20 protein-coding genes, 1 pseudogene and 1 riboswitch are annotated in these 26824 nt (G+C 71.7%); of the genes and pseudogenes, 15 read left to right on the forward strand and 6 right to left on the reverse strand.

What is annotated here, in order from left to right; genetic code table 11:
* The 5 genes and pseudogenes from J7E91_RS30460 to J7E91_RS30480 all read left to right on the forward strand — a co-directional run.
* Positions 1-1503, forward strand: a 1503-nt coding sequence (locus J7E91_RS30460; protein WP_214910023.1) for a toprim domain-containing protein, incomplete at its 5' end; no start/stop codon positions are given.
* Positions 1504-1605: 102 nt separating this feature from the next.
* Positions 1606-2821 (forward strand): annotated as a pseudogene (locus tag J7E91_RS30465) (sensor histidine kinase).
* Positions 2818-3504, forward strand: a complete 687-nt coding sequence (locus tag J7E91_RS30470; protein ID WP_214910027.1) for a response regulator transcription factor — start codon at positions 2818-2820, stop codon at positions 3502-3504. Before J7E91_RS30465 ends, J7E91_RS30470 begins: the two are co-directional and overlap by 4 nt.
* Before the next feature lie 96 nt (positions 3505-3600).
* Positions 3601-4086, forward strand: a complete 486-nt coding sequence (locus J7E91_RS30475) for a DUF485 domain-containing protein (RefSeq protein ID WP_308377509.1) — start codon at positions 3601-3603, stop codon at positions 4084-4086.
* Positions 4083-5675, forward strand: coding sequence for a cation acetate symporter (locus tag J7E91_RS30480; protein WP_214910029.1), 1593 nt, complete (start codon positions 4083-4085; stop codon positions 5673-5675). Before J7E91_RS30475 ends, J7E91_RS30480 begins: the two co-directional genes overlap by 4 nt.
* Positions 5676-5719: 44 nt before the next feature.
* Here the strand turns inward: J7E91_RS30480 and J7E91_RS30485 are convergent, their stop codons facing one another.
* Positions 5720-6397 carry a response regulator gene (locus J7E91_RS30485; protein WP_214910031.1) on the reverse strand — a complete coding sequence of 226 codons (678 nt, stop codon included), beginning with the start codon at positions 6395-6397 and terminating at the stop codon, positions 5720-5722.
* The gene (locus J7E91_RS30490) at positions 6394-8103 is read right to left on the reverse strand and encodes a sensor histidine kinase (protein WP_214910033.1); all 1710 of its coding nucleotides are present in this window, start codon (positions 8101-8103) and stop codon (positions 6394-6396) included. The genes J7E91_RS30485 and J7E91_RS30490 overlap by 4 nt, the downstream gene beginning before the upstream one ends.
* A 149-nt stretch (positions 8104-8252) precedes the next feature.
* Between J7E91_RS30490 and J7E91_RS30495 the strand changes: the two genes are divergently transcribed.
* Positions 8253-9308 (forward strand): GTP-binding protein, encoded by a 1056-nt coding sequence (locus tag J7E91_RS30495; protein WP_374224804.1) that lies wholly within the window; start codon positions 8253-8255, stop codon positions 9306-9308.
* Positions 9309-9449: 141 nt separating this feature from the next.
* On the opposite strand, the gene J7E91_RS30500 is transcribed toward J7E91_RS30495, so the two are convergent.
* Positions 9450-11903 carry a DNA topoisomerase (ATP-hydrolyzing) subunit A gene (locus J7E91_RS30500; RefSeq protein WP_214910035.1) on the reverse strand — a complete coding sequence of 818 codons (2454 nt, stop codon included), beginning with the start codon at positions 11901-11903 and terminating at the stop codon, positions 9450-9452.
* Positions 11904-12118: 215 nt separating this feature from the next.
* Between J7E91_RS30500 and J7E91_RS30505 the strand changes: the two genes are divergently transcribed.
* The 4 genes from J7E91_RS30505 (at position 12119) to J7E91_RS30520 (ending at position 17003) form a co-directional block, all read left to right on the forward strand.
* Positions 12119-13498, forward strand: a complete 1380-nt coding sequence (locus tag J7E91_RS30505) for a pitrilysin family protein (protein WP_214910037.1) — start codon at positions 12119-12121, stop codon at positions 13496-13498.
* A gap of 20 nt (positions 13499-13518) precedes the next feature.
* Positions 13519-14886 carry a pitrilysin family protein gene (locus J7E91_RS30510; RefSeq protein WP_214910084.1) on the forward strand — a complete coding sequence of 456 codons (1368 nt, stop codon included), beginning with the start codon at positions 13519-13521 and terminating at the stop codon, positions 14884-14886.
* 223 nt (positions 14887-15109) lie between these two features.
* Positions 15110-15277, forward strand: a riboswitch (cyclic di-AMP (ydaO/yuaA leader).
* A 12-nt stretch (positions 15278-15289) separates the two neighbouring features.
* Positions 15290-16117, forward strand: a complete 828-nt coding sequence (locus J7E91_RS30515; protein WP_214910039.1) for a M23 family metallopeptidase — start codon at positions 15290-15292, stop codon at positions 16115-16117.
* Between the two features lie 178 nt (positions 16118-16295).
* The gene (locus J7E91_RS30520) at positions 16296-17003 is read left to right on the forward strand and encodes a GntR family transcriptional regulator (RefSeq protein ID WP_214910041.1); all 708 of its coding nucleotides are present in this window, start codon (positions 16296-16298) and stop codon (positions 17001-17003) included.
* A gap of 165 nt (positions 17004-17168) precedes the next feature.
* Here J7E91_RS30520 and J7E91_RS30525 read toward each other — a convergent pair whose 3' ends face one another.
* Positions 17169-17450 (reverse strand): HPr family phosphocarrier protein, encoded by a 282-nt coding sequence (locus J7E91_RS30525; protein WP_093803258.1) that lies wholly within the window; start codon positions 17448-17450, stop codon positions 17169-17171.
* Between the two features lie 144 nt (positions 17451-17594).
* Here J7E91_RS30525 and J7E91_RS30530 point away from each other — a divergent pair, with 144 nt between their 5' ends.
* The 4 genes from J7E91_RS30530 to J7E91_RS30545 are packed head-to-tail and all read left to right on the forward strand — an operon-like array spanning position 17595 to position 23579.
* Positions 17595-21008 carry a bifunctional GNAT family N-acetyltransferase/acetate--CoA ligase family protein gene (locus tag J7E91_RS30530; protein WP_214910042.1) on the forward strand — a complete coding sequence of 1138 codons (3414 nt, stop codon included), beginning with the start codon at positions 17595-17597 and terminating at the stop codon, positions 21006-21008.
* A gap of 52 nt (positions 21009-21060) precedes the next feature.
* Entirely contained in the window at positions 21061-21648 is a 588-nt protein-coding gene (locus tag J7E91_RS30535; protein WP_028814156.1) for a DUF5998 family protein, read from the forward strand.
* A complete protein-coding gene (locus tag J7E91_RS30540; protein WP_214910043.1) occupies positions 21648-22835 on the forward strand; it encodes an alkaline phosphatase family protein in 1188 nt (395 codons plus the stop codon). Before J7E91_RS30535 ends, J7E91_RS30540 begins: the two co-directional genes overlap by 1 nt.
* 51 nt (positions 22836-22886) lie before the next feature.
* Positions 22887-23579 (forward strand): thymidine kinase, encoded by a 693-nt coding sequence (locus J7E91_RS30545; RefSeq protein WP_214910044.1) that lies wholly within the window; start codon positions 22887-22889, stop codon positions 23577-23579.
* Here the strand turns inward: J7E91_RS30545 and J7E91_RS30550 are convergent.
* Complete coding sequence (locus J7E91_RS30550) at positions 23551-24330, reverse strand: VOC family protein (protein WP_214910045.1); 780 nt, start codon at positions 24328-24330, stop codon at positions 23551-23553. The two genes, J7E91_RS30545 and J7E91_RS30550, sit on opposite strands and share 29 nt — an antisense overlap.
* Positions 24331-24574: 244 nt before the next feature.
* Between J7E91_RS30550 and J7E91_RS30555 the strand changes: the two genes are divergently transcribed.
* Complete coding sequence (locus J7E91_RS30555) at positions 24575-25402, forward strand: sulfurtransferase (protein ID WP_214910046.1); 828 nt, start codon at positions 24575-24577, stop codon at positions 25400-25402.
* An 83-nt stretch (positions 25403-25485) separates the two neighbouring features.
* Here J7E91_RS30555 and sepH read toward each other — a convergent pair whose 3' ends face one another.
* Positions 25486-26556, reverse strand: coding sequence for a septation protein SepH (gene sepH / locus J7E91_RS30560; protein WP_214910048.1), 1071 nt, complete (start codon positions 26554-26556; stop codon positions 25486-25488).
* Positions 26557-26824: the final 268 nt, after the last annotated feature.

A 26824-nucleotide genomic window follows, 5' to 3' on the forward strand; every position in this document is an offset into this window, starting at 1 on the left:
CAGATCTTCCTCAAGGACGCCAAGCTCAACCTGGAGACGCTGTACCAGCGCGCTCGCCAGACGGCGTTCCTGGTGCCCGGCCTGACCATCGTCGTACGCGACGAGCGCGCCCTGGGCGGCGAGGGCAAGACCGAGGAGGTCTTCCGCTTCGACGGCGGCATCAGCGAGTTCTGCGAGTACCTCGCGCAGGACAAGGCCGTCTGCGACGTCCTGCGGCTGAGCGGGCAGGGCACCTTCAAGGAGACCGTGCCGGTCCTCGACGACCGCGGGCACATGACGGCCACCGAGGTCACCCGCGAGCTGGGCGTGGACATCGCGCTGCGCTGGGGCACGGGGTACGACACCACGGTCCGGTCCTTCGTCAACATCATCGCCACCCCCAAGGGCGGCACTCACATCTCGGGCTTCGAGCGGTCCCTCACCAAGACTGTCAACGAGGCGCTGCGCTCGGCCAAGCTGCTGCGCGTCGCCGAGGACGACGTCGTCAAGGACGACGCCATGGAGGGCCTCACCGCGGTCGTCACGGTGCGACTCGCGGAGCCGCAGTTCGAGGGCCAGACGAAGGAAGTGCTCGGTACGTCGGCGGCCGCGCGGATCGTCGGCAATGTCGTCGCCAAGGAGCTCAAGACCTTCCTGACCTCCACCAAGCGCGACGCCAAGCAGCAGGCGCGCTCCGTCATGGAGAAGATCGTCGCCGCCGCGCGGACGCGCATCGCCGCCCGCCAGCACAAGGAGGCGCAGCGCCGCAAGACCGCGCTGGAGACCTCCTCGCTGCCGGCCAAGCTCGCCGACTGCCGCAGCGACGATGTCGAGCGCAGCGAGCTCTTCATCGTCGAGGGAGACTCCGCGCTCGGTACGGCCAAGCTCGCCCGGAACTCCGAATTCCAGGCGCTGCTGCCCATCCGCGGCAAGATCCTCAACGTCCAGAAGTCGTCCGTCTCGGACATGCTCAAGAACGCCGAGTGCGGCGCCATCATCCAGGTCATAGGAGCGGGGTCCGGACGGACCTTCGACCTCGACGCCGCCCGCTACGGCAAGATCGTGCTCCTCGTGGACGCCGATGTCGACGGCGCGCACATCCGCTGCCTGCTGCTGACGCTCTTCCAGCGCTACATGCGGCCGATGGTGGCGGCGGGACGCGTCTTCGCCGCCGTACCGCCGCTGCACCGGATCGAGCTCGTCCAGCCCAAGAAGGGCCAGGACAAGTACGTCTACACCTACTCGGACAGCGAGCTGCGCCAGACCCTGCTGGAGTACCAGCGCAAGAACATCCGCTACAAGGACTCCATCCAGCGCTACAAGGGCCTCGGCGAGATGGACGCGGACCAGCTGGCGGAGACCACGATGGACCCCCGCCACCGCACCCTGCGCCGCATCAACATCGGCGACCTGGAATCCTCCGAGCAGGTCTTCGACCTCCTCATGGGCAACGAGGTGGCGCCCCGCAAGGGGTTCATCACCAGCTCGGCGGCCACGCTGGACCGCTCGCGCATCGACGCCTGAGGCAGGGCCGCTGCCGGCTCCGCCGAGTCCACCCGTGGGTGGAGCACACAGCTCCACCCACGCGCCGATCCGCTGCGGGCGCCCGGTCCGTACGGTCGTTCCATGACATCGCAGAGGAGCGGCGGCTGGACCGCGTGGCCTTCCGCGGAGGCCCTGTCGCGGCTCGGTGTGCCGCGCGTACGCATGGTCATCGACGGCGTCGTCTGGGCCCTCGATGACCACCTGGACCCTCTGGACGGCGTACGGCGCGGGGATCTTCCGGGGTGCCGCCGTCGTCGTCCCGGTGGCCGGGGTGGGGCTGTGCGCGGCCGCCGCCCATGCGTACGACCGGCTCACCAGGCTCAACCGGCTGCTGCCGGCCGTCGGGGCGCTCGCCGTGCCGGCCCTCGTCGCAGCCGGCTCGTACGCCGCCGGGGCGCGTATGCCCGCGTCCATCCTCTGGATCATCTGCGCCGTACAGGCCATGGAGCGGCTGCCGCTCGCCGCCGCGCTGCCCGTGACCGCGGTCGTCCTGGCGGCGCACTCCGTCAACGACGGGCGGAGCCCGGAGTCGGCCGTTCTCGGGCTCGGGATCGCGCTCGTCGGCTACTCCCTGCGTCTCGACGCCCAGGCCCGTGGCGCGGGCTTCCGGCTGCTGGCGCAGGAACGGGCCGCCAGGGCGGCGGAGGCCGAGTCCGCCGCCCTGGCCGAGCGGGCCCGCATCGCCCGCGAGATCCACGACGTACTGGCGCACAGCCTTTCCGCGCAGATGGTGCACCTGGAGGCCGCGCGGATCCAGATCGAACAGGGCGCGGACCGCGCGAAGATCCTGGAGCGGGTCGTGGCGGCGCGCGGGATGGCCCGCGAGGGGCTCGCGGAGACCCGCCAGGCGCTCTCCGCGCTGCGCGGTGAGGTGGTGGCCGTGGAGACCTTCCTGCGGGAACTGGCGGCCCCTTCAGGGGACGTGTCGGTCGACGTGTCGGGGGAGAGCAGGCCGCTGTCCGCCGAGGCCTCGCAGACGGTCCGGCGCGTGGCGCAGGAAGCGCTGACGAACGTGCGCAAGCACGCGCCGGGCGCGACGGTTCGTATCCTGCTCGCGTACGGGGAGGGCGAAGTGACGTTGCAGATACGGGACTCGGGCGCGACCGGCGCCCCCGCAGCACCTGGCGCCTCAGGCGCCTCAAGCGCCTCCGCCTCAGGTGTCGTCGGCGAGCTCACGCACTCCGGCTGCGGTTACGGCCTGCTGGGCATGCGGGAACGGGCCGAGCTGCTGGGCGGCAGCCTGGAGGCGGGAGCCGACGGGAAGGGGTACGTGGTGCGGCTGCGGGTGCCGGCATGACCGCTGGAGACGCCGGCGCGACCGCCAGAGTCGTCGTCGCCGACGACCAGGCGATGGTGCGCGAGGGCATCGTGCTGCTCCTCGCCCTGCTGCCCGGAATCGAGGTGGTCGGCGCGGCGAAGGACGGCGACGAAGCGGTCGCCCTGGTCGCCGCACACCCGCCCGACGTCGTCCTGATGGACCTGCGGACGCCGCGCTGCGACGGCGTCGAGGCCACTCGCCGTATCCGCGCCGCTCATCCCGCCACGCACGTCGTGGTGCTCACCACCTACGCCGACGACGACTCGCTCTTCGCGGCGCTGCGCGCGGGCGCGCGCGGCTACCTCACCAAGGACGCCGACGGCGAGGAGATCGCACGCGCGGTCGCGGACGTGGTGTCGGGCCGGGCGGGGCTCGCGCCCGCCGTCCAGTTGCGCCTCCTCGAGCAGGTCACCGCCCCCGTCACGAGCGCCCCGGCCGAGCTGCCCGATGGCCTCACCCGGCGCGAGGCCGAGGTGCTGGCGCTCGTCGCCGAGGGGCTCTCCAATGCCGAGATCGCCCGCACGCTGCACATCGCCGCGGCCACCGTGAAGACCCACATCAACAACCTCTTCGCCAAGGCGGGAGTCCGCGACCGGGCCCAAGCCGTGCGGTACGCCTACCGGCACGGGCTCGCACAGCCGCCCGGGACATCCATCACCTGATGGAGTGAAGCGCGGGGATTGAAGAGTCCGGGATCTTCCACTCTGTCCATCCTTGGGCACGCGGACCATTCGTTCGCGGACAAGGAGAGTTGTTCGGTGGAGAAGCAGGAAGGCAGAGAGGCCGCAGCGGTGCGGTTCGACGACCCCTGGTACGACGCGCTTGCCTCCGGCTGGGGCGAACTGGACGGTACGGGCGCACCCGCGCCGGTCACGCCGCCCGTGCCCGCAGGCCCCGCGCCCGGCCACAGCGCCGCCGAGATCTATCTGGAGGTGCAGCGCAGCGCCGCCTTCCAGGAAGTGCGCAGCCGCTACCGGCGGTTCGTCGTTCCCGCGTCCCTCGCCTTCTTCACCTGGTACGTCGTCTACGTCGTCGCGGCGACCACCGCGCACGACCTGATGGCCCGTCCCGTCGTCGGCGCGGTGAACGTCGCGATGGTCGCCGGACTCGGGCAGTTCCTCACCACTTTCCTGCTCACCTGGGCGTATGCGCGTCACGCCCGGCTGCGCAGGGACCGTGCGGCGCTCGATCTCCGCTGGGACACCCAGGAACTGACCCGGGGGATCAAGGAGATCAAGCGGTGACCGACGAACACCAGACACTCGCGTTGCTGCTGTTCTGCGCGTTCGTCGCGGCGACGCTGGCGATCACGACGTGGGTGAGCCGCAACCGGCGCGGATCCGCGGAGGAGTTCTACGCGGGGGGACGGCTGTTTTCGCCCATGCAGAACGGTTTCGCCATAGCGGGCGACTACCTGTCCGCCGCTTCCTTCCTCGGCATCTCGGGGCTGATCGCGCTCTTCGGCTACGACGGCATGCTGTACTCCGTCGGCTTCCTCGTCGCGTGGCTCGTCGTCCTGTTCCTCGTCGCCGAACTCGTCCGCAACTGCGGCCGGTTCACGCTCGCGGACGTCGTCGCCGCGCGCATGAGGGAGCGGCCCGTCCGTATCGCGGCGGGAACTTCTTCGGTCACCGTGTCCGTTCTCTATCTGGTGGCGCAGATGGTGGGGGCGGGCAGCCTGGTCGCACTGCTGCTGGGCGGGAGCAGCGAGGCCGCGCGCTCCTGGACGGTCATCGGCGTGGGCGCGCTGATGGTGATCTACGTATCGCTGGGAGGGATGCGGGCCACCACCTGGATCCAGATCGTCAAGGCAGTGCTGATGATGGCGGGCACGGTCGCGCTCACCGTGCTCGTCCTGGTGCGCTTCCACGGCGACTTCAACCAGCTGCTGCTCTCGGCCGCCGAGCGCAGCGGGCACGGCAAGGACTTCCTCTCGCCCGGTCTGAGGTACGGCGGGGACTGGACGGCCCGCTTCGACTTCATCAGCCTCGGCCTCGCCCTTGTCCTCGGTACGGCCGGACTGCCGCACATCCTGTCCCGCTTCTACACCGTGCCGACCGCCCGCGCCGCCCGCCGTTCGGTCGTCTGGGCGATCGGCCTCATCGGCAGCTTCTACCTGATGACCATCGTGCTCGGCTTCGGCGCGGCCGCGGTGGTGGGAACCGACGAGGTACGGGCCTCCAACGCGGCCGGGAACACGGCGGTTCCGCTGCTCGCGCTCGACCTGGGCGGCGGTGCGGGCTCCACAGGTGGAACGATTCTCTTCGCCGTCGTCGCGGCCATCGCCTTCGCCACCATCCTCGCGGTCGTGGCGGGCATCACGCTGGCCTCCTCCGCGTCTGTCGCCCACGATCTGTACGCCTCGCTCAGGCGCCGCCACGCCAGGCAGCACAGCGAGGTCGCGGTGGCCCGCGTCGCGGCGGCGGGAATCGGCGTTGTGGCCATCGCCCTCGGCCTGCTCGCCCGCGACCTGAACGTCGCGTTCCTCGTCGGCCTGGCCTTCGCGGTCGCCGCGTCCGCGAACCTGCCGGTGCTGCTCTACTCGCTGTTCTGGCGGAACTTCACCACCCGCGGCGCGGTCTGGTCCGTGTACGGCGGCCTGATCCCGGCCGTTCTGCTCGTGTTGCTCTCGCCGGTCGTCTCCGGCAGCCCCGAATCGCTGTTCCCCGGGGCCGACTTCCAGCTCTTCCCGCTGCAGAACCCGGGCCTGGTCTCGATCCCGCTGGGCTTCCTCGCGGGCTGGGCCGGTACGGCGCTGTCACCCGAACCACCGGACGAGGCCAAGCACGCGGAGACGGAGGTGCGTTCGCTGACGGGCGCGGGCGCGGTCTGAGGCGCGGTCCGAGGGGCGGTCCGGCCGGATGCGGCTCCGCGTCCTCAGCGGCCGGCCGTCCAGGCGTAGCGGTGCTCCGGGCGGCCCGTCTCGCCGTACTTGAGGCTGAGCCGTACCCGCCCCGACCGTTCCAGCAGCTTCAGATAGCGCTGTGCGGTCTGCCGGCTCATGCCCGCCCGCTCCGCGATCTCCTGGGCGGAGAGTGGTCCTCCGGCGGCCAGCAGCACCTGCCGGACCATGGCCGCTGTGGTTGGCGAGTGTCCCTTGGGGAGGTCGGGGGAGCCGGCCACGGAGAGCGCTCCGAAGATACGGTCCACCTCGGCCTGCTCCGCCTCGCCGCCGCCGTCGAGCGTCCGGCGCAGCGCCGCGTACGCCTCCAGCTTGGTGCGCAGTCCGGCGAAGTTGAAGGGCTTCACCAGGTACTGGAGAGCCCCCTGGCGCATCGCGGCCTGCACGGTCCCGATGTCGCGCGCCGCCGTCACCATGATCACGTCGGTCTGGAGGCCGAGCGCGCGCAGCTCCTGGACGAGCGCGAGTCCGTTCCGGTCCGGCAGATAGTGGTCCAGGAGCACCAGGTCGACGTGGGCCGCCTGGAGCTGCGCCAGCGCGTCGGCGGCCGAATGTGCCCGGCCGACGACGCGGAAGCCCGCGACCTTGGCCACGTATGCCGCGTTGATCTCCGCGACGCGGACGTCGTCGTCCACCACCAGTACATCGATCATCGCGTTTCTCCCGCCGTGTCGAGCGCCGCCGCGGCCGGGCCCACCGTGTCCGTCGGCTCGGTGTCCGCCGGCTCCGCCTCGCCCAGCCCGGCATCGGTCAGTGCTTCCGGCAGTACGACGGTGAATTCGGCGCCGCCCTCCGCCCCCTCACCGACCCGGGCACTGCCGCCCTGTCGCTCCGCGAGCCGGCGCACCATCGCGAGGCCGAGGCCGCGCTTGCCGTGGGCCGGCAGCTCCTTGGTCGACCACCCCTCAGTGAAGATCAGCTCGCGCTGCTCCGCCGGGACACCGGGCCCGCTGTCGGTCACCCGCAGTACGGCCGCACGCCCCCGGGCCCTCAGCTCGACCTCGATCACGGCGTCCGGGGAGCCGGCCGAGGCGTCCAGCGCGTTGTCCACCAGGTTGCCGACGACGGTGACCAGACCGCGCGGGTCCACCAGCCGGTCCGGCAGCAGCGTCGCGTCGGAGAGCCGGAGCGCGACCCCGCGCTCCGCCGCGACCGTGGCCTTCCCGACCAGCAGCGCCGCCAGCAGCGGGTCGTGGATCTTCTCGGTGATCTGCTCGGCGGTGGCACGGTGCACCCCCGCGACCTCCGTCACGAACTGCACCGCCTCCTCGTGCATGCCCAGCTCGAGCAGCCCCAGGAGGGTATGCATCCGGTTGGCGTGCTCGTGGTCCTGGGCGCGCAGGGCGTCGATCAGACCGCGCGTCGAGTCCAGCTCGCGCCCGAGCCGCTCCAGCTCGGTACGGTCGCGCAGGGTCGCCACCGCGCCGCCGTCGTCCGTCGGCATCCGGTTGGTGACGAGGACGCGCTGCCCGCGCACGGTCAGCAGGTCGTCACCGGTCACGCGCCCCGCCAGCACGTCGGCCGCACGCCCCGCCCCCAGGACGTCGTCGAGCGGGCGCCCGGTGGCCTCGGGGCCGAGGCCGAGCAGCCGCTGGGCCTCGTCGTTCAGCAGCCGGATCCTGCCCCCGGAGTCGAGGGCGACGACGCCTTCCCGGATGCCGTGCAGCATCGCCTCGCGCTCGGCCAGCAGCGCGGAGATGTCGGAGAAGGCCAGGTCGTGGGTCTGCCGCTGGAGCCTTCGGGAGATGAGATACGCCGCCACCGCGCCGACGGCGAGGGCGCCGCCCGCGTACGCGAGCAGCCCGGGGATCGCCGCGAGCAGCCGGGCGCGGACACTGTCGTACTCGATGCCGACCGAGACGGCGCCGACGATCTCGCCGTCGGCGGCGCGCAGCGGGACCTTGCCGCGGGCGGAGCGGCCGAGCGTACCTTCGTCGATCTCCATGACCTCGTGGCCGGCGAGCGCGTCGCTGGGGTCGGTGGAGACGATCTTGCCGATCTGGTGCGGGTCGGTGTGGGACCAGCGGACCCCGCGCTTGTCCATGACGACGACGTACTCGGCGCCGGTGGAGCGCCTGATGCGCTCCGCCTCGGCCTGCACGGGCCCGTCCACGGCGGGCCGCGAACCGGTCACCGCGCCGGCGAGCTGCGGCTGGGCCGCGGTGGTCTGCGCGATCGCGAGCGCGCGCCGCATCGCCTCCTGATCGAGCTGGGCGCTGAGCGGGGCCAGGAAGAGGCCGGTGGCGAGCACGGTGACACCGGTGGCGATGGCCAGCTGCATCAGGAGCACTTGCGAGAAGACGCGCTGGGGCCAGCCCAGACGGAGTCGTCTGCCGGAGGTGGTCGGTGCGGCGCTCATGTCTACGAACGGTAGAGCGCCGGGCACACCTTTCCGAAATCCCCCGCTCCGGCTCGCTCCGGCTCGGTGCGGCTCCTAGGGCCGTCCGGGGCTCCACCAGTGCCAATATCCTGGGTCAGCCCCCTGCCGTGCCAAGAGAAAGGCCCCTGGTGAGCAAGAAGCAGATCCCGGTCATCATCCTCGCGGGCTTCCTGGGATCCGGTAAGACCACCTTGCTCAACCACCTGCTCGCACAGAGCAGGGGCACCCGGATCGGTGCGATCGTCAATGACTTCGGGGCCATCGAGATCGACGCCATGGCGGTCGCCGGGCAGCTCGGGGACTCCACCGTTTCGCTCGGCAACGGGTGTCTGTGCTGCGCTGTGGACGCCAGTGAGCTCGACGAGTATCTGGAGAAACTGACCCGGCCCGCCGCCCGTCTCGACGTGATCGTCATCGAGGCGAGCGGGCTTGCCGAGCCGCAGGAGCTGGTCCGGATGATCCTGGCCAGCGAGAACGAGCGGATCGTGTACGGGGGGCTCGCCGAGGTCGTCGATGCCGCCGAGTTCGACGCGACGCGGGAGCGTCATCCCGAGCTGGACCGGCATCTCGCCATCGCCGACCTCGTCGTCCTGAACAAGACGGACCGGGTGGGGGAGGAGCGGCTCGGTCGTGTCCTCGACACCGTCGCGGGCCTCAGCGGCGGTACGGCCGTCATCCGTGCGTCGTACGGGCGGATCGACCCCGAGCTGCTCTTCGACCCGGTGGTGCGGCCGGACGGCGAGGAGAAGGCGCGGCAGCTGTCCTTCGACGATCTGCGCAGCGAGGAGGAAGCCCACGACTGCGACGGCGGTCATCTGCACACGACGTACGAGAGCGTCTCCTTCACCTCCGACGTGCCCATGGACCCGCGCCGGCTCATGGAGTTCCTCGACACCAGGCCGGAGGGGCTCTACCGGATCAAGGGGTACGTCGACTTCGGTACGGCCGACGCGCGCAACCGGTACGGGGTGCATGCGGTCGGGCGGTTCCTGCGGTTCTACCCGGAGCCGTGGGGGCGCGACGAGCCGCGGATCACGCAGCTCGTGCTCATCGGGTCCGGGACCGACACCGAAGCGCTCAGCAAGGAACTCACGGCCTGCCGGGAGGACGGGGCGCGGGGCGCCGCTGCCGCCGATGAGCACAGCATGTGGGGCGTTCTGCGGTACGTGCAGGGCGAGGGCTGAGGGCGCGGAGCGGTCTGTTCCCCACCCCACCCACCCCGCCCCTTCCAGAGCCCTGGATCGCCGGACGGCTGGAAAACAGGCCCGTCCTCGGCCGCCGGGCGGGGCAGAACAAACCCGTCCGGCGGCCGAGTGGCGGCGTGGTTACACAGGCCCCGCCAGCGCCGCCACCGGCGTAGTCAGCGGGGTGCCCGAGCCGTCGCGGCGCGGGTCCTGCTCCGGCAGCTCCACCGGTGCGCCGTTCTTCGCCGCCGCGCGTGCCGGCGCCGCGCCCGCCCAGGCCAGGATGAGGATGTCCTCGCCCTTGAGGAACCGCTGGCAGCGCACGCCGCCCGTGGCCCGGCCCTTGCGCGGGTACTGGTCGAACGGCGTCAGCTTCGCCGACGTCTCCGTGTCGCCGAGCAGCGTGCCGGCCGTACCGGCCACCGTGAAGACCACGGCGTCGGCGGCCGGGTCGACCGCGGTGAAGGAGATCACCTTGGCGCCGTCGGCGAGCTTGATGCCCGCCATACCGCCCGCGGCCCGGCCCTGCGGCCTGACCTGCCCCGCCGGGTAGCGCAGCAGCTGGGCGTCGTCGGTGATGAAGACCAGGTCCTCCTCGCCGGTGCGCAGCTCGGCGCCGCCGACGATCCGGTCACCTTCCTTGAGGGTGATGACCTCCAGCTCCTCCTTGTTCGCCGGGTAGTCCGGGACCACCCGCTTGACCACGCCCTGCTCGGTGCCCAGCGCGAGTCCCGGCGAGGACTCGTCGAGCGTGGTGAGGCAGATCAGCGTCTCGTCCGGCCCCAGAGTCAGGAACTCCGTGACCGGCGCCCCGCCGGAGAGACTGGGCGCGGAGGCCGTGTCGGGGAGCTGGGGCAGGTCGATGACCGACAGCCGCAGCAGACGGCCGAAGGACGTCACCGCGCCCACGTCGCCGCGCGCCGTGGCGGGCACGGCCGAGACGATCACGTCGTGCTTGGCGCGCCCGGTTTCGTCCATGGCGAGGGGCTCGCCGTTGGCCGTACGGGCCAGCAGACCGGTCGAGGACAGGAGAACCCGGCAGGGGTCGTCCGCGACCTCCAGCGGCACCGCGGCGACCGGTGAACTTCCCGACTCCAGCAGCACGGTGCGCCGGTCGGTGCCGAACTTCTTCGCCACCGCCGCCAGTTCCGCCGAGACCAGCTTGCGCAGCTCGGTGTCCGACTCCAGGATCGCCGTCAGCTCGTCGATCTCGGCCGTCAGCCGGTCACGCTCGGCCTCCAGCTCGATCTTGTCGAACTTGGTGAGCCGGCGCAGCGGCGTGTCCAGGATGTACTGCGTCTGGATCTCGCTCAGCGAGAAGTGCTCGATCAGCCGCTCCTTGGCCTGCGCCGAGTTGTCGCTGGAGCGGATGAGGCGGATGACCTCGTCGATGTCGAGCAGCGCGACGAGCAGGCCGAGAACCAGGTGCAGCCGGTCGCGCCGCTTGGTGCGGCGGAACTCGCTGCGGCGGCGTACGACCTCGAAGCGGTGATCGAGATAGACCTCCAGCAGCTCCTTGAGGCCCAGCGTCAGCGGCTGGCCGTCCACCAGCGCCACGTTGTTGATGCCGAAGGTCTCCTCCATCGGCGTCAGCTTGTAGAGCTGCTCCAGGACGGCCTCGGGGACGAAACCGTTCTTGATCTCGATGACCAGACGCAGGCCGTGCGAGCGGTCCGTGAGGTCCTTGACGTCCGCGATGCCCTGGAGCTTCTTCGACGAGACCAGGTCCTTGATCTTGGCGATCACCTTCTCCGGGCCGACGGTGAAGGGCAGTTCGGTGACGACCAGGCCCTTGCGGCGGGGCGTCACGTTCTCAATGGTGGCCGTCGAACGGATCTTGAAGGTGCCGCGCCCGTTCTCGTACGCGTCCTTGATCCCGCCGAGGCCGACGATACGGCCGCCGGTCGGCAGGTCGGGTCCCGGCACGAAACGCATCAGCGTCTCAAGATCCGCGCCGGGGTGCTTGATCAGGTGCCGGGCGGCGGCGACGACCTCGCCCAGGTTGTGCGGCGGCATGTTCGTCGCCATGCCGACGGCGATCCCGGACGCGCCGTTGACCAGCAGGTTCGGGTACGCCGCGGGAAGCGCGACGGGCTCGCGCTCCTGTCCGTCGTAGTTCGGGTTGAAGTCGACCGTGTCCTCGTCGATCGACTCGGTCATCAGCGACGTGGCGTCGGCCATCCGGCATTCCGTGTACCGCATGGCCGCCGGCGGGTCGTCGTTGCCGAGCGAGCCGAAGTTGCCGTGCCCGTCGACGAGCGGCAGGCGCATGGAGAAGGGCTGCGCCATCCGTACGAGCGCGTCGTAGATCGAAGCGTCGCCGTGCGGGTGGAGCTTGCCCATCACCTCACCGACGACGCGGGCGCACTTCACATAGCCGCGGTCGGGCCGCAGCCCCATCTCGTTCATCTGGTAGACGATGCGTCGGTGCACCGGCTTCATGCCGTCGCGGGCGTCGGGCAGCGCTCGCGAGTAGATCACCGAGTACGCGTACTCGAGGAAGGAGCCCTGCATTTCGTCGACGACGTCGACATCGAGGATCTTCTCCTCGAACGCATCGTCCGGCGGCGGGGTCTTCGTGCTGCGGCGGGCCATCGCGGCTGCGGCTCCTTCGCGGTTCTGTCGGGCTGAGTTCTTGGGTCTGATGCCGACCATTGTGGACCGACGCACTGACAACGCCGACCTCGACCCGTCCGTAGCGCCTGCTCGGGCGTTCCCTGAGGGCGTACACCGGCCGGGAACTTCGCCAGGTGTCAGTGCGCTTGCATACAGTGGCAGGACTTCTTCATATCGCGATCGAAGGGACGTACATGCCCATGGGTCACACGGCCACAGCGCAGGCCGGTTCCGGCGGCCTGACAGCGACTGAGCACCGGCTGGCCAATGGCCTGCGCGTGGTGCTCTCCGAGGACCACCTGACCCCGGTCGCCGCGGTCTGCCTCTGGTACGACGTGGGCTCGCGCCACGAAGTCAAGGGGCGCACCGGTCTTGCTCACCTCTTCGAGCACCTGATGTTCCAGGGCTCGGCGCAGGTCAAGGGCAACGGCCACTTCGAGCTGGTGCAGGGTGCGGGCGGTTCGCTCAACGGCACGACCAGCTTCGAGCGCACCAATTACTTCGAGACGATGCCCGCCCACCAGGTGGAGCTGGCTCTGTGGCTGGAAGCCGACCGGATGGGCTCGCTGCTCTCCGCGCTCGACGAAGAGTCCATGGAGAACCAGCGCGACGTCGTCAAGAACGAACGCCGCCAGCGATACGACAACGTTCCGTACGGCACCGCGTTCGAGAAGCTGACCGCCCTCGCCTACCCAGAGGGCCACCCGTACCACCACACCCCGATCGGCTCGATGGCCGACCTGGACGCCGCGACCCTCGAGGACGCGCGGGCCTTCTTCCGTACGTACTACGCGCCCAACAACGCGGTGATCTCGGTCGTCGGCGACATCGACCCGAAGCAGACCCTCGCCTGGATCGAGAAGTACTTCGGCTCCATCCCGTCCCACGACGGCAAGCAGCCGCCGCGCGACGGGACGCTGCCCGACATCATCGGGCAGGAACTGCGCGAGGAGATCCGCGAAGAGGTCCCGGCCCGCGCCCTGATGGCCGCCTACCGGCTGCCGCACGACGGCACCCGCGAGGCCGACGCCGCCGACCTGGCCCTCACCGTCCTCGGCGGCGGCGAGTCCTCCCGGCTGCACAACCGCCTGGTCCGCCGCGACCGTACGGCCGTCGCCGCCGGCTTCGGGCTGCTGCGCCTGTCCGGCGCGCCCTCGCTCGGCTGGCTGGACGTGAAGACATCGGCCGGCGTCGAGGTGCCCGACATCGAGCGCGCCGTCGACGAGGAACTGGCCCGTTTCGCCGCCGAGGGCCCCACGCCCGAGGAGATGGAGCGCGCGCAGGCCCAGTTGGAGCGCGAGTGGCTCGACCGGCTCGGTACGGTCGCGGGCCGCGCCGACGAACTGTGCCGGTACGCCGTTCTGTTCGGCGACCCGCAGCTGGCGCTGACCGCCGTGCAGCGCGTCCTGGACATCACGGCGGAGGAGGTCCAGGCGGCAGCCAAGGCGCGCCTGCGCCCGGACAACCGCGCGGTCCTGGTGTACGAGCCGACACACGCGGCCGACGAAGCCGGGGCAGCCGACGACACCACCACCGCCGGTGAGACCGCAGCGCAGGAAGGGGCGGACAAGTGACCGACACCGCAGCCGTGAGCATGAAGTTCCACCCCCAGCCGCAGGCCGGCACCCCCACGCCGTGGGCCTTCCCCGCCCCCGAGCGCGGCTCCCTGCCCAACGGCCTGACCGTGCTGCGCTGCCACCGCCCGGGCCAGCAGGTCGTGGCCGTCGAGGTCTTCCTCGCCGCGCCGCTGGAGGCCGAGCCGGAGGGTCTGGACGGCGTCGCGACGATCATGGCGCGGGCCTTCTCCGAGGGCACAGACAAGCACTCCGCCGAGGAGTTCGCCGCCGAGCTGGAGCGCTGCGGTGCCACGCTCGACGCGTACGCCGACCATCCGGGCGTCCGGGTCTCCCTGGAGGTCCCCGTCTCCCGGCTGCCCAAGGCGCTCGGCCTGCTCGCCGACGCGCTGCGCGCCCCCGCCTTCTCGGAGAGCGAGATCGAGCGGCTGGTCGCCAACCGGCTCGACGAGATCCCGCACGAGACGGCCAACCCGTCCCGCCGCGCCGCCAAGCAGCTCTCCAGGGAGCTCTTCCCGGCGAGCTCGCGCATGTCGCGGCCGCGCCAGGGCACCGAGGAGACGGTGGGGCAGATCGACTCTGCCGCCGTGCGGGCCTTCTACGTGGCACATGTGCGCCCCGCGACCGCCACCGCCGTGATCGTCGGCGACCTCGAAGGCACCGACCTGGACGCGATCCTGGCCGACACCCTGGGCGCGTGGAAGGGCGACACCGGCGAGGCCCGCCCCGTACCGCCGGTGACCGCCGACGACACGGGCCGTGTGGTCATCGTCGACCGTCCCGGCGCGGTCCAGACGCAGCTGCTCATCGGCCGGATCGGACCCGACCGGCACGACAGCGTCTGGCCGGCCCAGGTCCTCGGCACGTACTGCCTGGGCGGCACGCTCACCTCCCGCCTGGACCGCGTCCTGCGCGAGGAGAAGGGCTACACGTACGGCGTGCGCGCCTTCGGCCAGGTGCTGCGCTCCGCTCCCGACGGGTCGGGCGCCTCCATGCTGGCGATCAGCGGCTCGGTGGACACGGAGTCCACGGGACCGGCGCTCGAAGACCTGTGGAAGGTGCTGCGCACCCTCGCCGCGGAGGGCCTCACGGACGCCGAGCGGGACGTCGCCGTACAGAACCTGGTCGGTGTCGCGCCGCTCAAGTACGAGACGGCGGCGGCCGTCGCCGGCACGCTCGCCGACCAGGTCGAGCAGCACCTGCCGGACGACTTCCAGGCCCAGCTGTACGCCCGGCTCGCCGAGACGGGCACCGTGGAGGCCACCGCGGCGGTCGTCAGCGCCTTCCCCGAGGACCACTTGGTCACGGTCCTCGTCGGAGACGCGTCGCAGATCGAGGAGCCCGTCAGGGCGCTCGGCATCGGCGACGTGACGGTGGTCAGCGGCTGACCCGCCAGAGCCGATTGCGCAACTCGCCCCAAAGCGGGCGATAGAGGGGCCCCGGGAGTCGAAAGACTGCCGGGGTCCTTCTTGTATGTCCGTTTTGTTGTGGAGGTTGCCTGTCTGGCCTGTGGGGTGCGTTACAAAACGCCGTGTCTGTTTGGTGATTAAAAGATGTCCCGTTTAGCGTCTGTCCGGCTGTCCGTCAGCAGTGAGCCGCATCCGCGGCACCGGGCAGCCATCGCCGAGTCCCCGTCAGGCGCGAGCCTGGGGAGCCGGGGACCCAATCAGTCCCTGGGGTGAATCGGGTGTCCTCTGTGCGTACGTACGGAGGCGTCCGTAGGAGACCTTCCTGCTCCGAACCCGTCAGCTAACCCGGTAGGCGAGAAGGAAGGAAAGGATCAGCCACTTCATGGCGTTCACCCGTGCCACCGGGAAGCACCGTCGTCCGAGCCGCCTGACGCGCAGGAGCGCGAACATGGCCGGCGTCGCCGCCCTCGCGACCACCGGCGTCATCGGAGGCCTGACCTCTCCGGCCCTCGCCGCCGACAGCGACATCAGCGCCGACGCGGCGCACGCCGTCCAGGACACCGGCCTGACCCAGGCCATCGTCATCGGCGACTCCCTCGCCGACCAGATCGCCGCCCAGGCCGACCAGCAGAAGCGCGCCGCCGTCAAGGCGGAGGCGGCACGCAAGGCCGAGGCCGAGCGGAAGGCCGAAGCCAAGCGCAAGGCGGAAGCCAAGGCCAAGGCCGAGGCGCGGGCCAAGAAGGAGCGCGAGGAGCGCGCGGCCAAGGAGCGCGCCGCCCGCGAGGCGGAGCGCAAGCGCCTCAATGGCTACACCCTCCCGGTCGCCGGCTCCGTGGTGACCACCGGCTACAAGACCGGCGGCAACCTCTGGTCCTCCGGCAGCCACTCCGGCGTCGACTTCCGCGCCGCGTCCGGCAGTTCCGTCGTCGCCGTCGGCGCGGGCACCGTCGTCGAGGCCGGCTGGGGCGGGGCGTACGGCAACAACATCGTCATCAGGATGAACGACGGCACGTACACGCAGTACGGCCACCTGTCGTCCCTCGGCGTCTCCGTCGGCCAGAGCGTCGCCTCCGGTCAGCAGATAGGCCTGTCGGGCTCGACCGGCAACTCGACCGGCCCGCACCTGCACTTCGAGGCCCGCACGTCCCCCGAGTACGGCTCCGACATGGACCCGGTCGCATACCTGCGCGCGCACGGCGTGAACGTCTGACGGTCCAGGCACGCTCAGTCGTACTGAAGGCCCCGGCTTCCGCGCCGGGGCCTTCAGTATGTCCAAAAGCCGCCCATGAATTCCGGCACCCCGTCGGAAATCGAGGAATGCTGCAATAGAGTCACCGAACAGGCGTCGATCGACCGCGTTTCGCGGGGATTAAGGCGGAGGTTCGGTCATGCGCATTCCCGCGCAATCGGTATGCACGGCAATCCGTGACGACATCGTTTCCGGTGTGTTCGCGCGGGGCAGCAGGCTCACCGAAGAGCTGCTGGCGCGACGTTACGGCGTCTCCCGCGTCCCGGTGCGCGAGGCCCTGCGCACGCTGGAGTCCGAGGGGTTCGTCACCACCCGCCGGCACGCGGGCGCCTGCGTGGCCGAACCCACCGAGCGGGAGGCCGCCGACCTGCTGGAGGTACGGACGCTGCTCGAACCGCTCGGCGCCGCCCGCGCCGCCCAACGGCGCACCGAGGCCCACCTCAAGGTGCTGCGCGGCCTGGTCAGACTCGGCCAGGAGCGGGCCCGCCGGAACGAGGGGGAGGACCTGCGGTCGCTGGGCAGCTGGTTCCACGAGACGCTCGCCCAGGCGTCGGGCAGCCCCGGCCTCACGGCCCTGCTCACCCAGCTCAGGCACAAGATCGCCTGGATGTACGCCGTCGAGCAGGCCGCCCGGCCCGCCGAGGCCTGGGCCGAACACGGCGCGATCGTCGACGCCGTGGCGCGCGGCGACGCCGAACGGGCCCGCGCGCTGACGGCCCTGCACGTCGAACGGGCGGTGGCCGCGCACCGGTTGCGGCGCCCCGGTCCGGAGCGCGAACGGGAGCGCGGGCCAGAACGCGTGAGGACTTCGCAACGTGCCGTAAACACCGGGAGTGGCCGCCATTAACAGCCGCACCGTATACAAAGAGGATGAATTCGCGGGGGCTTGTTTCTGCTGCCCGTATTTCGCGGCGTACAGCACCGCATAAAGTGACGTAAAACAAAAGGAACCGTGGCGCCCCGAATTCGGGTTGCCGCGGCTCCTTCGTGAGAATTCGCCCGTCCGAGTGGGTCAGACGGTCTCGGGAAGCTCGTCCAGGCCCTCGGAGACCAGCTTCGCCAGGCGGTCGAGAGCGGCGTCGGAGCCGTCGGCCTCGGAAGCCAGCACGATCTCTTCGCCACCCTGCGCGCCCAGGCCGAGCACCGCGAGCATGGAGGCGGCGTTGACCGGCTTGCCGTCGGCCTTGGCGATCGTCACGGGGACACCCGAGGCGGTCGCGGCGCGAACGAAGATGGAGGCGGGCCGGGCGTGCAGGCCTTCGGCCCAGCCGACGGTGACACGGCGCTCAACCATGGTGTTGCCCTTCATGTTCTAACGGTTGTCTAGACCAGTCTCTCACGTCGCGTGGAGCCGCCGGCCCCTGGCCCTGCGCCGGCCCGGCGCCGCGGCCTCAGCCTGCCTTGCCCAGAGCGGGCCCGCGACCCGTACGCTTTCGTCATGCAGCCCCCGCTGGAGCAGGCCCCGCCGGATGAGAACGGGCACCACGCGTACCCGGCGCACTGGGAAGCCGACGTGGTGCTGCGCGACGGAGGTACGGCGCGCATCCGCCCCATCACCGCCGACGACGCGCAGCGCCTGGTCAGCTTCTACGAGCAGGTCTCGGACGAGTCGAAGTACTACCGCTTCTTCGCGCCGTACCCACGACTCTCCGCCAAGGATGTCCACCGCTTCACCCACCACGACTTCGTGGACCGAGTGGGTCTGGCCGCCACGGTCGGCGGCGAGTTCATCGCCACCGTCCGGTACGACCGTATCAACGCCCAGGGGCGCCCCTCGTCCGGCCCCGGCGCGGACCTGGCCGAGGTCGCCTTCCTGGTCCAGGACGCACACCAGGGACGCGGCGTCGCCTCCGCCCTTCTCGAACACATCGGCGCGGTCGCGCGGGAGCGCGGCATCCGGCGCTTCGTGGCGGAAGTGCTGCCCGCCAACACCAAGATGATCAAGGTCTTCACGGACGCGGGCTACACCCAGAAGCGCAGCTTCGAGGACGGCGTCGTCCACCTCGAATTCGACCTGGAGCCGACCGACCGCTCCGTCGCCGTACAGCGCGCCCGCGAGCACCGCGCCGAGTCCCGCTCCGTGCAGCGCCTGCTCGGCCCCGGCTCGGTCGCGGTCGTCGGGGCGGGGCGCGCGCCGGGCGGGGTGGGGCGTACGGTCCTGAGCAATCTGCTCGCCGCCGGATTCACCGGGCGTACGTACGCCGTGAACCGGGCCTTCCCCGAGGACCTGACCGAGATCGACGGCGTGCCCGCGCACCGCTCCGTCGCCGGTATCGGCGAGGCCGTCGACCTCGCGGTCGTGGCCGTACCGGCCGAACGGGTCCCGGAGGTGGTCGCGGACTGCGGCGAGAGCGGCGTCCAGGGGCTGGTCGTCCTCTCCGCCGGATACGCCGAGAGCGGGGCCGAGGGGCGGGCGCTCCAGCGTGAACTGGTGCGGCAGGCGCGTTCGTACGGCATGCGCATCATCGGCCCGAACGCCTTCGGCGTCATCAACACGTCGGAAGCCGTACGCCTCAACGCCTCCCTCGCGCCGGAGCCGCCCGCGCGGGGCCGCATCGGCCTCTTCACGCAGTCGGGCGCGATCGGGATCGCGCTGCTGTCGGGGCTGTACCGGCGGGGCGCGGGCCTGTCCTCCTTCATCTCGTCGGGTAACCGGGCGGACGTGTCCGGCAACGACTTCCTCCAGTACTGGTACGACGATCCCGACACCGATGTCGTCCTCCTCTACCTGGAGTCGATCGGCAACCCGCGCAAGTTCACGCGCCTCGCTCGGCGTACGGCGGCGGAGAAGCCGGTCGTGGTGGTGAAGGGCGCGCGTCACAGTGGCAGTACGCCGCCGGGACACGCGGTGCCCGCCACGCGCATCCCGGACGCGACGGTCTCCGCTCTGCTCCGCCAGGCGGGCGTCATCCGCGTCGACACCGTCACCGAGCTCGTCGACGCGGGGCTGCTGCTGGCGGGCCAGCCCCTGCCCGCCGGGCCGCGGGTCGCGATCCTCGGCAACTCCGAGTCCCTGGGCCTCCTGACGTACGACGCCTGCCTGGCGCAGGGCCTTCGCCCGCTGCCGCCGCTCGACCTGACCACCGCCGCGACACCGGCGGACTTCCGTGCGGCGCTGGCCGAGGCGCTGGAGGACGGGGCGTGCGACGCGGTCGTGGTCACGGCGATCCCGTGGGTCGGCGAGAGCGGAGCGACGGAATCCGGCGACGGGGAGGTCTTGGCGGCGGCGCTGCGGGAGGGGGCGGCGGCGGGGCCGGCGAAGCCCGTGGCGGTCGTGCACGTGGAGATGGGCGCGCTGGCCGACGCCCTCGCCGCGGCGACAAGCACGGCCCGCCCTTCGCCACCACCCCTGGCCGCCGCGGCCCGCGGCTCCGAACGGGGAGCCCCCGACCTCGTCCGGGACCCGGGCCCGGACGCGGACGCGGACGCGGCTCCCGATCCGGACGCGGCTCCAGCCCCGGACGCGGACCCGGCGCCAGGGGATTGTGGCCGGGGGGGCGCTGCGCGGAGCTCTTCCCCTACCCGCCCCTTCCCGAACCGGGGCGCTGCCCCGGACCCCGGTCCTCAAACGCCGGACGGGCTGGATTCGGCCGCGGGTCGAGGTCGGAGCGCGGGCCGGGATGTGCCCCTGGGGCCGGACAGGCCCGTGGGTCGGGATGTGTCCGCTGGCCGGGATGTGCCCGCGGGCGCGGATGTGTCTGCGAGCCGGGGCGTGTCCGCCGGGCCGGATGTGGCCACGGGCCCGGATGCGGCACGGTATGTGGCCGCTGGTCAGCACGATCAAGCCCGTCCGGCGTTTGAGGACGCGCCCGGAGGGCGTCCGGGGGGCCGGGGGCTTGCCCCCGGTTTCGGGGAGGGGCGGGTAGGGGAAAGAGGAGGTCCGGCGAGCCAGCCACCCGGCGCCGAATCGCAGCCGGAGGCCGGCGGAGCCGGTGACGCCGGGCGGCGCATCCCCGCCTATCCCGCCGCCGAGCGCGCCGTTCGCGCGCTCGCCGAGGCGGTCAAGTACGCGCAGTGGCGCCGGCAGGCTGCCGAGCCCGGGCGGGTGCCCGAGTACGACGACATCGACGAGGCCGGGGCCGCCGGCCAGATCCGCGCGCTGCTGGGCGAGGGTGAGGGGGAGGGGAAGGGTGAGCGTGAGGGCAGGGGTGGGGTCGGGCCCCGGTCCATGCCCCTGACCGGCGACGCCGCCCGCGAGCTCCTCGGGCGGTACGGGATCGACGTACGGCCGACCCTGCCCGCGCCCCGGCCCGACGCCGCCGTCACCGCCGCCGGGCAGCTCGGTTACCCCGTCGCGCTCAAGACCACCGCCCCGCACCTGCGCCACCGCCCCGACCTCGGCGCCGTACGCCTCGACCTGGCCGACGAGACGGAACTGCGGCGGGCGTACCGCGAATTGACCGACGCCCTCGGCAAGCCGGAAGAGCTTCAGCTCGTTGTTCAGGCCATGGCCCCGCGCGGCGTCGACACCGTCGTCAAGGCCTCCATCGACGCCGCCGCCGGCGCCGTGCTCTCCTTCGGGCTGGCCGGAGCCGCATCCGAGCTGCTCGGAGACGTCGCGCACCGACTGGTTCCGGCCACCGACCGGGACGCCGCCGAACTCATCAGGTCGATCCGGACCGCCCCACTCCTCTTCGGCTGGCGCGGTTCGGATCCCGTCGACACCGCCGCGCTGGAAGAGCTGCTGCTGCGCGTCTCGCGACTCGTCGACGACCACCCGGAAGTCGTCGCTGTCGCCCTGGAACCCGTGGTCGTCGCCCCGCACGGCCTGTCCGTCCTCGGCGCGACCGTACGTCTCGCGCCCCCGCCCGCCCGCGACGACCTCGGCCCCCGCCGCCTGCCGAGCTACTGAGCCATCCACAGACCCGGCATCGCGGCCTCCCACGCCCCGTAGGATGGAGGGCATGGCGAAGACCGGTACGACGACCCAGGGGCTGCGCGCGGCGATCGAGCGCAGCGGCTACTACCCGGCCCTTGTGGCCGAAGCGGTGGAGGCCGCTGTCGGCGGTGAGCCGGTCTCCTCATACCTGGTGCACCAGGAGACGACCTTCGACTCCAACGAGGTCCGCCGGCATGTCACGGTCCTCGTCCTGACCGGCAACCGCTTCATCGTCAGCCACACCGACGAGCAGGCCGCCGACACCACGTCCCCGGCGCCGTACGCCACCACCTCCACCGAGTCGGTCAAGCTGGACCGGATCTCGTCCGTCGTGGTCAGCCGCGTCGTCGCCAACCCGGAGAAGTACGTTCCGGGCACGCTGCCCCGCGAGGTCGTCCTGACCATCGGCTGGGGCGCCGTATCCCGCATCGACCTGGAGCCCGCCGCCTGCGGCGACCCCAACTGCGAGGCGGACCACGGCTACACCGGCAACACCACCGCCGACGATTTGAGCCTGCGCGTCAGCGAGGCCGGCGACGGTCCGGACACCGTCCGCCAGACGCTCGCGTTCGCCCAGGCGCTCTCCGAAGCGACCGCCGCGGCCGACCGCTGATGGCGCAGCCCGCCTGGTCCGACCCGGTTCCGCTCGCCCTGGACACCGCGCCCGTCCCCGAGTACGGCGCCGGCTCCCTGGCCGACCTGCTGCCGACCCTGGCGGCAGGTATGGACGTACCGGGTACGACCGCCACGATCCCCGAGCTGACGCCCGCCGACCGGAACTGCGTGTTCCTGATAGACGGTCTCGGCTGGGAGCAGATCAAGGCGCACCCCGAAGAGGCTCCGTACCTCCACTCCCTCCTCGGCAGCTCGCGCGGCGGCACCGGCCGCCCGCTCACGGCCGGTTTCCCCGCCACCACCGCGACCTCGCTCGCCTCGGTCGGCACCGGCCTGCCGCCCGGCGCGCACGGCCTGCCCGGCTACACCGTCCGTGACCCCGACACCGGCGCGCTGATGAACCAGCTGCGCTGGAAGCCGTGGACCGACCCGCACCTCTGGCAGCCGTACCCCACGGTCTTCCAGCTCGCGGACGCCGCGGGTGTGCACACCGCGCAGGTGTCCTCACCGGACTTCCAGCACACCCCGCTCACCAAGATCGCGCTGAGCGGCGGTACGTTCCGCGGCAAGCTCACCGGCGAGGACCGGATGGACCTGGCCGCCGCCGAACTGGCCGCCGGGGACCGCTCACTCGTCTACACGTACTACAGCGAGGTCGACGGCAAGGGCCACCGCTTCGGCATGGACTCCGACGCCTGGCGCGGCCAGCTGATGTACGTCGACCGGCTCGCCCAGCGCCTCGCCGAGCAGCTGCCGCCCCGCACGGCGCTCTACATCACCGCCGACCACGGCATGATCGACATCTCCTTCGACGAGGAGTCGCGCATCGACTTCGACGAGGACTGGGAACTGAGCGCCGGCGTCGCCCTGCTGGGCGGCGAGGGCCGCGCCCGTCACGTGTACGCCGTCCCGGGCGCCGAGACCGACGTACTCACCGTCTGGCGCGAGGTGCTCGGCGAGCAGTTCTGGGTGGCGAGCAGGGACGAGGCGATCGCGGCCGGCTGGTTCGGCCCGGTGGTCGACGAGCGGGTGCGGGGGCGCATCGGTGACGTCGTCGCCGCGGCCTGTGACGACGTCGTGGTCATCGCGTCGCGCCGGGAGCCGCACGAGTCCGAGATGGTGGGCATGCACGGTTCCATGACGGCCGCCGAGCAGCTCGTCCCGCTCCTCGAAGTCCGCTCGTAACCCCGGCACCGCACGCCGCCCCGCACCGAACCGAAAGGTCCTCAACCCCTCATGCCCGAGCTGGTGTTCTTCTCCGGAACGATGGACTGCGGAAAGAGCACCCTCGCTCTTCAGATCGAGCACAACCGGTCGACCCGTGGTCTCCAGGGCATGATCTTCACGCGCGACGACCGGGCCGGCGCGGGCAAGCTCTCCTCCCGCCTCGGCCTGGTCACCGACGCCGTCGAGGCCGCCGAGGGCTTCGACTTCTACGCGTACCTCGTCGCCCATCTCTCCCAGGGCAACCGCGCCGACTACGTGATCGTGGACGAGGCGCAGTTCCTCGCCGGCGAGCAGATCGACCAGCTCGCCCGCGTCGTCGACGACCTGGAACTCGACGTCTTCGCCTTCGGTATCACCACCGACTTCCGCTCCAAGCTCTTTCCCGGCTCACAGCGGCTGGTCGAACTCGCCGACCGGGTCGAGGTGCTTCAGGTCGAGGCACTGTGCTGGTGCGGCGCGCGCGCCACGCACAACGCCCGCACGATAGGCGGCGAGATGGTCGTCGAGGGCGCCCAGGTCGTCGTCGGCGACGTCAACCAGTCGCCGGACGAGGTCGGTTACGAGGTGCTGTGCCGCCGCCACCACCGGCGCCGGATGACGGCCGCGGCCGCGCACGCCGGGGCCCTTTCGCCCGACGTGCTGCCCGTCGACCCGTCCTCCCTCGCCGACTCCGTCAGCCGGTCGCCGTCGTCACGAGCGTGAACACCGCGCCTTCCGGGTCGGAGACGGCCGCCGCCCTGCCGGTGGCGGCGTCGTGGGGCGGCCGCAGCACCTGCCCGCCGAGCTCCCTCACCAGCCGGGCCGACTCATCGGTGTCCGCCACCTCGAAGTACGTCATCCAGTGTGCCCCCCTGTCGCGTGGCAGAGCCTGGCCCACGCCCCGCACCGAGGCCACCGGGCGGCCGTCGAGGCGCAGCGTCAGCTGGTCGAAGTCGGCCGAGGTGCCGGGCTCCACCTCGTAACCGAAGACAGCCGCGTAGAACTTGCCGACCGTCGACGTCTCGCGCGTCATCAGCTCGTTCCAGACCGGGGTGCCGTGGGTGCCGGCGAGCGCCGTGCCGAGATGGGCCGCGGCCTGCCAGACGCCGAAGACCGCGCCCGACGGGTCGGAGCCGATCGCCATCCGGCCGGCGTCGCCCGCGTCGAGCGGGCCGACCCCGACGGTGCCGCCGTGGCTCCTGATCGACTCGGCGGTGACATCGGCGTCATCGGTGGCCAGATACGGCGTCCAGGCGATGGGCAGATGCCGGTCGGGCGGCAGTTGTCCGATGCCGGCGATCTCCTTGCCGTCGAGCATCGCCCGTACGCACGGGCCGAGCTGCTGCGGTCCCGGCCGGAACTCCCAGCCGAACAGCGCTCCGTAGAATTCCTGGGTGGTGGCCAGGCCGTGCACCATCAGGCTCACCCAGCAGGGCGCACCTGGCGTCCGCCGCCGGGTCGCTGCCTCGGTCATCGTCACTCTCTCCTCGGACCATCGTGGTGGTCGTGCGGGAACGGGCGCCCCGTTGTGAGGCTGTGAAGCCGTGAAGGGGCGCGCCCGTGCAGATGCTTGCACCACCTGTCGTGCCGCGCGTCCCGGCCGCGCCGCTTTCTCTGGGGTTCCCGCAGGAGAATGCCCGATTTAGCATTTCCCACCCGTTTCGGCCCCGTGGCCGTACGGCGTCGGTCGCACTGAAGGCTGCGCGAGGATGGCAGGTATGAATGCCATCATCAGCGCAGCCGAACTCGCCGACGAGCTGACGGGGAACCGGCCGCCGGTCCTCCTGGACGTCCGCTACCAGATGGGCGGACCGCACGGCCGCGCCGCGTACGAGGCGGGTCACATCCCCGGAGCCGTCTTCGTGGACCTCGAAGCGGAACTCGCCGGTCCGCCGGGCTCCGGCGGCCGCCACCCGCTCCCGGACGTCGATGCCTTCGGCGCCGTCATGCGCCGCGCGGGAGTCTGTCACGACACCCCGGTCGTCGTGTACGACGGCGGACAGGGCTGGGCGGCGGCGCGGGCCTGGTGGATGCTGCGCTGGACGGGCCACCCCGATGCGCGGGTCCTGGACGGCGGTCTCGCGGTGTGGAGCGGCCCGGTCGAGTCCGAGGTCCCGGCGCCGGCAACCGGCGATTTTCAGCCGGTTCCGGGCGCCGTACCGCTCCTCGACGCCGACGGCGCCGCCGAACTGGCCCGCACCGGGCTGCTGCTCGACGCGCGGGCGGGCGAGCGGTACCGGGGTGAGGTGGAGCCGATCGACCGGGTCGCCGGACACATCCCGGGCGCGGTCTCCGCCCCGACCATGGAGAACGTCGGCCCCGACGGCCGCCTGCTCCCGGCGCCCGAACTGGCCGCCCGCTTCAAGTCGCTCGGCGCCGGTGAGGACCGGCCGGTCGGCGTCTACTGCGGATCGGGTGTCTCCGCGGCCCAGCAGGTGCTCGCCCTGGAGGTCGCGGGCATCCCGGCGGCGCTGTACGTGGGGTCGTGGTCCGAGTGGTCCGCCGACGAGTCCCGCCCCGTGGCCACCGGAGCCGACCCCCGATAACTCCGACAATCCGGGCATCTCCGACAACTCGGCATGCCGAGGGGCTCGTACGCCATCCGTACGGGCCCCTCCGCGCAAAGCGTCTACTCCTGCTTCTTGCGGCGCGTACCGAAGACGATCTCGTCCCAGCTCGGTACGGCCGCCCGCCGCCCGGGACGGACCCCGTCGGCCTCGGCCTGGCGGTCCGTCGTGCCGGTGAGCCGATCGCGGTGACCTGCGACGGCGCGCGGCATGAGCACATCGGCGTACGCCGCGCCGGCTCCGGAGGCGGCGGACGCCGCGGGCTCCTCGGCCTCCGGCTCCTCCGCCGAGGCGGGCTCGGTCGTCGGCGGCTCGGTCGGCGCGGGCCGCTCGGGCACGACCATGTCGCCACGGAAGTTCGGCACCGCCTCCAGCAGGCTGGTCAGCGAATCGCGCTCGTTGCCGGTGCTCTCCTCGGGATCAGGTGCGGGCGGCGGTGCGCCGGGCCGCTCCATCTGCCGGTCGAGCGCGCGGTCCAGCGGCCGGTCCCGCGGCAGCCGCGCGATCCGCGGTACGAACGGGAAGCTCGGCTCGGGCGCGGCCGCCAGGGACGTGTCGTCCGTCTCGCCGATCAGCGCGCGCGCCTCGTCGTCCACGGCCTGTACGAGCCGACGGGGCGGGTCGTACGTCCAGCTCGCGGAGTGGGGCTCGCCCGCCACGCGGTAGACCAGCAGCACTTCCCACGTGCCGTCGTCGCGCCGCCAGGAGTCCCACAGAACGGTCTCCTTGTCGGCGCCGCGCAGCAGCAGCCGCTCCTGCACCGCCTCGCCGAGCTGGGGTCCGGTCCCGGTGTTCTCACCGGGACGGCGTACGGGCGTCTTTCTGGCGCGCTCGGCCATGAAGGCGCGCTCGGCGAGCACGGGTCCTTCGAAGCGGCGGACCCGGTCGACGGGGATACCGGCATGCTGAGCGACCTCCTCGGCGGAGGCTCCGGCGCGTATACGGGCCTGGATGTCGCGAGGGCGCAGGTGGCTCTCCACCTCGATCTCGATCTGGCCGAGACGGGCGCGGTCGTTGCGCACCGCGGCACGCAGCCGCTCATCGATCGGAAGCGTGTACTCCGTGCTGTCAGCAGCCTTCAGCACCAGTCGTGTGCCGTCATTCGAGACGGCCACGACACGCAGTTCGGGCATGGGAACCTCCCGGGTGGTGCCTGCCGACGTCACGTGCGTCGCTGCTTCCGCTAGTCGAGTGTGGCCTGCCCGGGTGCAGCCTGCCACAACCTTGCCCAGTTGCCCGGTGTGTCGGGCATCAGCCCAGGATCGCCGTTATGGCACGGTTACCGTTTCGCCACTCATAGTGACCGCATCGTCACTTTGAGCAGCGGGCGCCCGTGGTGAAGCCCGGACCCAGGGCTCGTCACAGTACTCCATTCGGGCCATGGGGGTGGACCGGCGCGCC

The sequence above is a fragment of the Streptomyces sp. ISL-99 genome, assembly GCF_018614005.1.
Taxonomy (GTDB): Bacteria; Actinomycetota; Actinomycetes; order Streptomycetales; family Streptomycetaceae; genus Streptomyces; species Streptomyces flavidovirens.

Excerpts from the sequence above, each read along its gene's own strand:
- J7E91_RS30470 (WP_214910027.1), top strand. The coding sequence starts at position 2,818 with ATGACCGCTGGAGACGCCGGCGCGACCGCCAGAGTCGTCGTCGCCGAC.
- J7E91_RS30485 (WP_214910031.1), bottom strand. The coding sequence starts at position 6,397 with ATGATCGATGTACTGGTGGTGGACGACGACGTCCGCGTCGCGGAGATC.
- J7E91_RS30490 (WP_214910033.1), bottom strand. The coding sequence starts at position 8,103 with ATGAGCGCCGCACCGACCACCTCCGGCAGACGACTCCGTCTGGGCTGG.
- J7E91_RS30500 (WP_214910035.1), bottom strand. The coding sequence starts at position 11,903 with ATGGCCCGCCGCAGCACGAAGACCCCGCCGCCGGACGATGCGTTCGAG.
- J7E91_RS30505 (WP_214910037.1), top strand. The coding sequence starts at position 12,119 with ATGCCCATGGGTCACACGGCCACAGCGCAGGCCGGTTCCGGCGGCCTG.
- J7E91_RS30510 (WP_214910084.1), top strand. The coding sequence starts at position 13,519 with ATGAAGTTCCACCCCCAGCCGCAGGCCGGCACCCCCACGCCGTGGGCC.
- J7E91_RS30515 (WP_214910039.1), top strand. The coding sequence starts at position 15,290 with ATGGCGTTCACCCGTGCCACCGGGAAGCACCGTCGTCCGAGCCGCCTG.
- J7E91_RS30520 (WP_214910041.1), top strand. The coding sequence starts at position 16,296 with ATGCGCATTCCCGCGCAATCGGTATGCACGGCAATCCGTGACGACATC.
- J7E91_RS30525 (WP_093803258.1), bottom strand. The coding sequence starts at position 17,450 with ATGGTTGAGCGCCGTGTCACCGTCGGCTGGGCCGAAGGCCTGCACGCC.
- J7E91_RS30530 (WP_214910042.1), top strand. The coding sequence starts at position 17,595 with ATGCAGCCCCCGCTGGAGCAGGCCCCGCCGGATGAGAACGGGCACCAC.
- J7E91_RS30535 (WP_028814156.1), top strand. The coding sequence starts at position 21,061 with ATGGCGAAGACCGGTACGACGACCCAGGGGCTGCGCGCGGCGATCGAG.
- J7E91_RS30540 (WP_214910043.1), top strand. The coding sequence starts at position 21,648 with ATGGCGCAGCCCGCCTGGTCCGACCCGGTTCCGCTCGCCCTGGACACC.
- J7E91_RS30545 (WP_214910044.1), top strand. The coding sequence starts at position 22,887 with ATGCCCGAGCTGGTGTTCTTCTCCGGAACGATGGACTGCGGAAAGAGC.
- J7E91_RS30550 (WP_214910045.1), bottom strand. The coding sequence starts at position 24,330 with ATGACCGAGGCAGCGACCCGGCGGCGGACGCCAGGTGCGCCCTGCTGG.
- J7E91_RS30555 (WP_214910046.1), top strand. The coding sequence starts at position 24,575 with ATGAATGCCATCATCAGCGCAGCCGAACTCGCCGACGAGCTGACGGGG.
- sepH (WP_214910048.1), bottom strand. The coding sequence starts at position 26,556 with ATGCCCGAACTGCGTGTCGTGGCCGTCTCGAATGACGGCACACGACTG.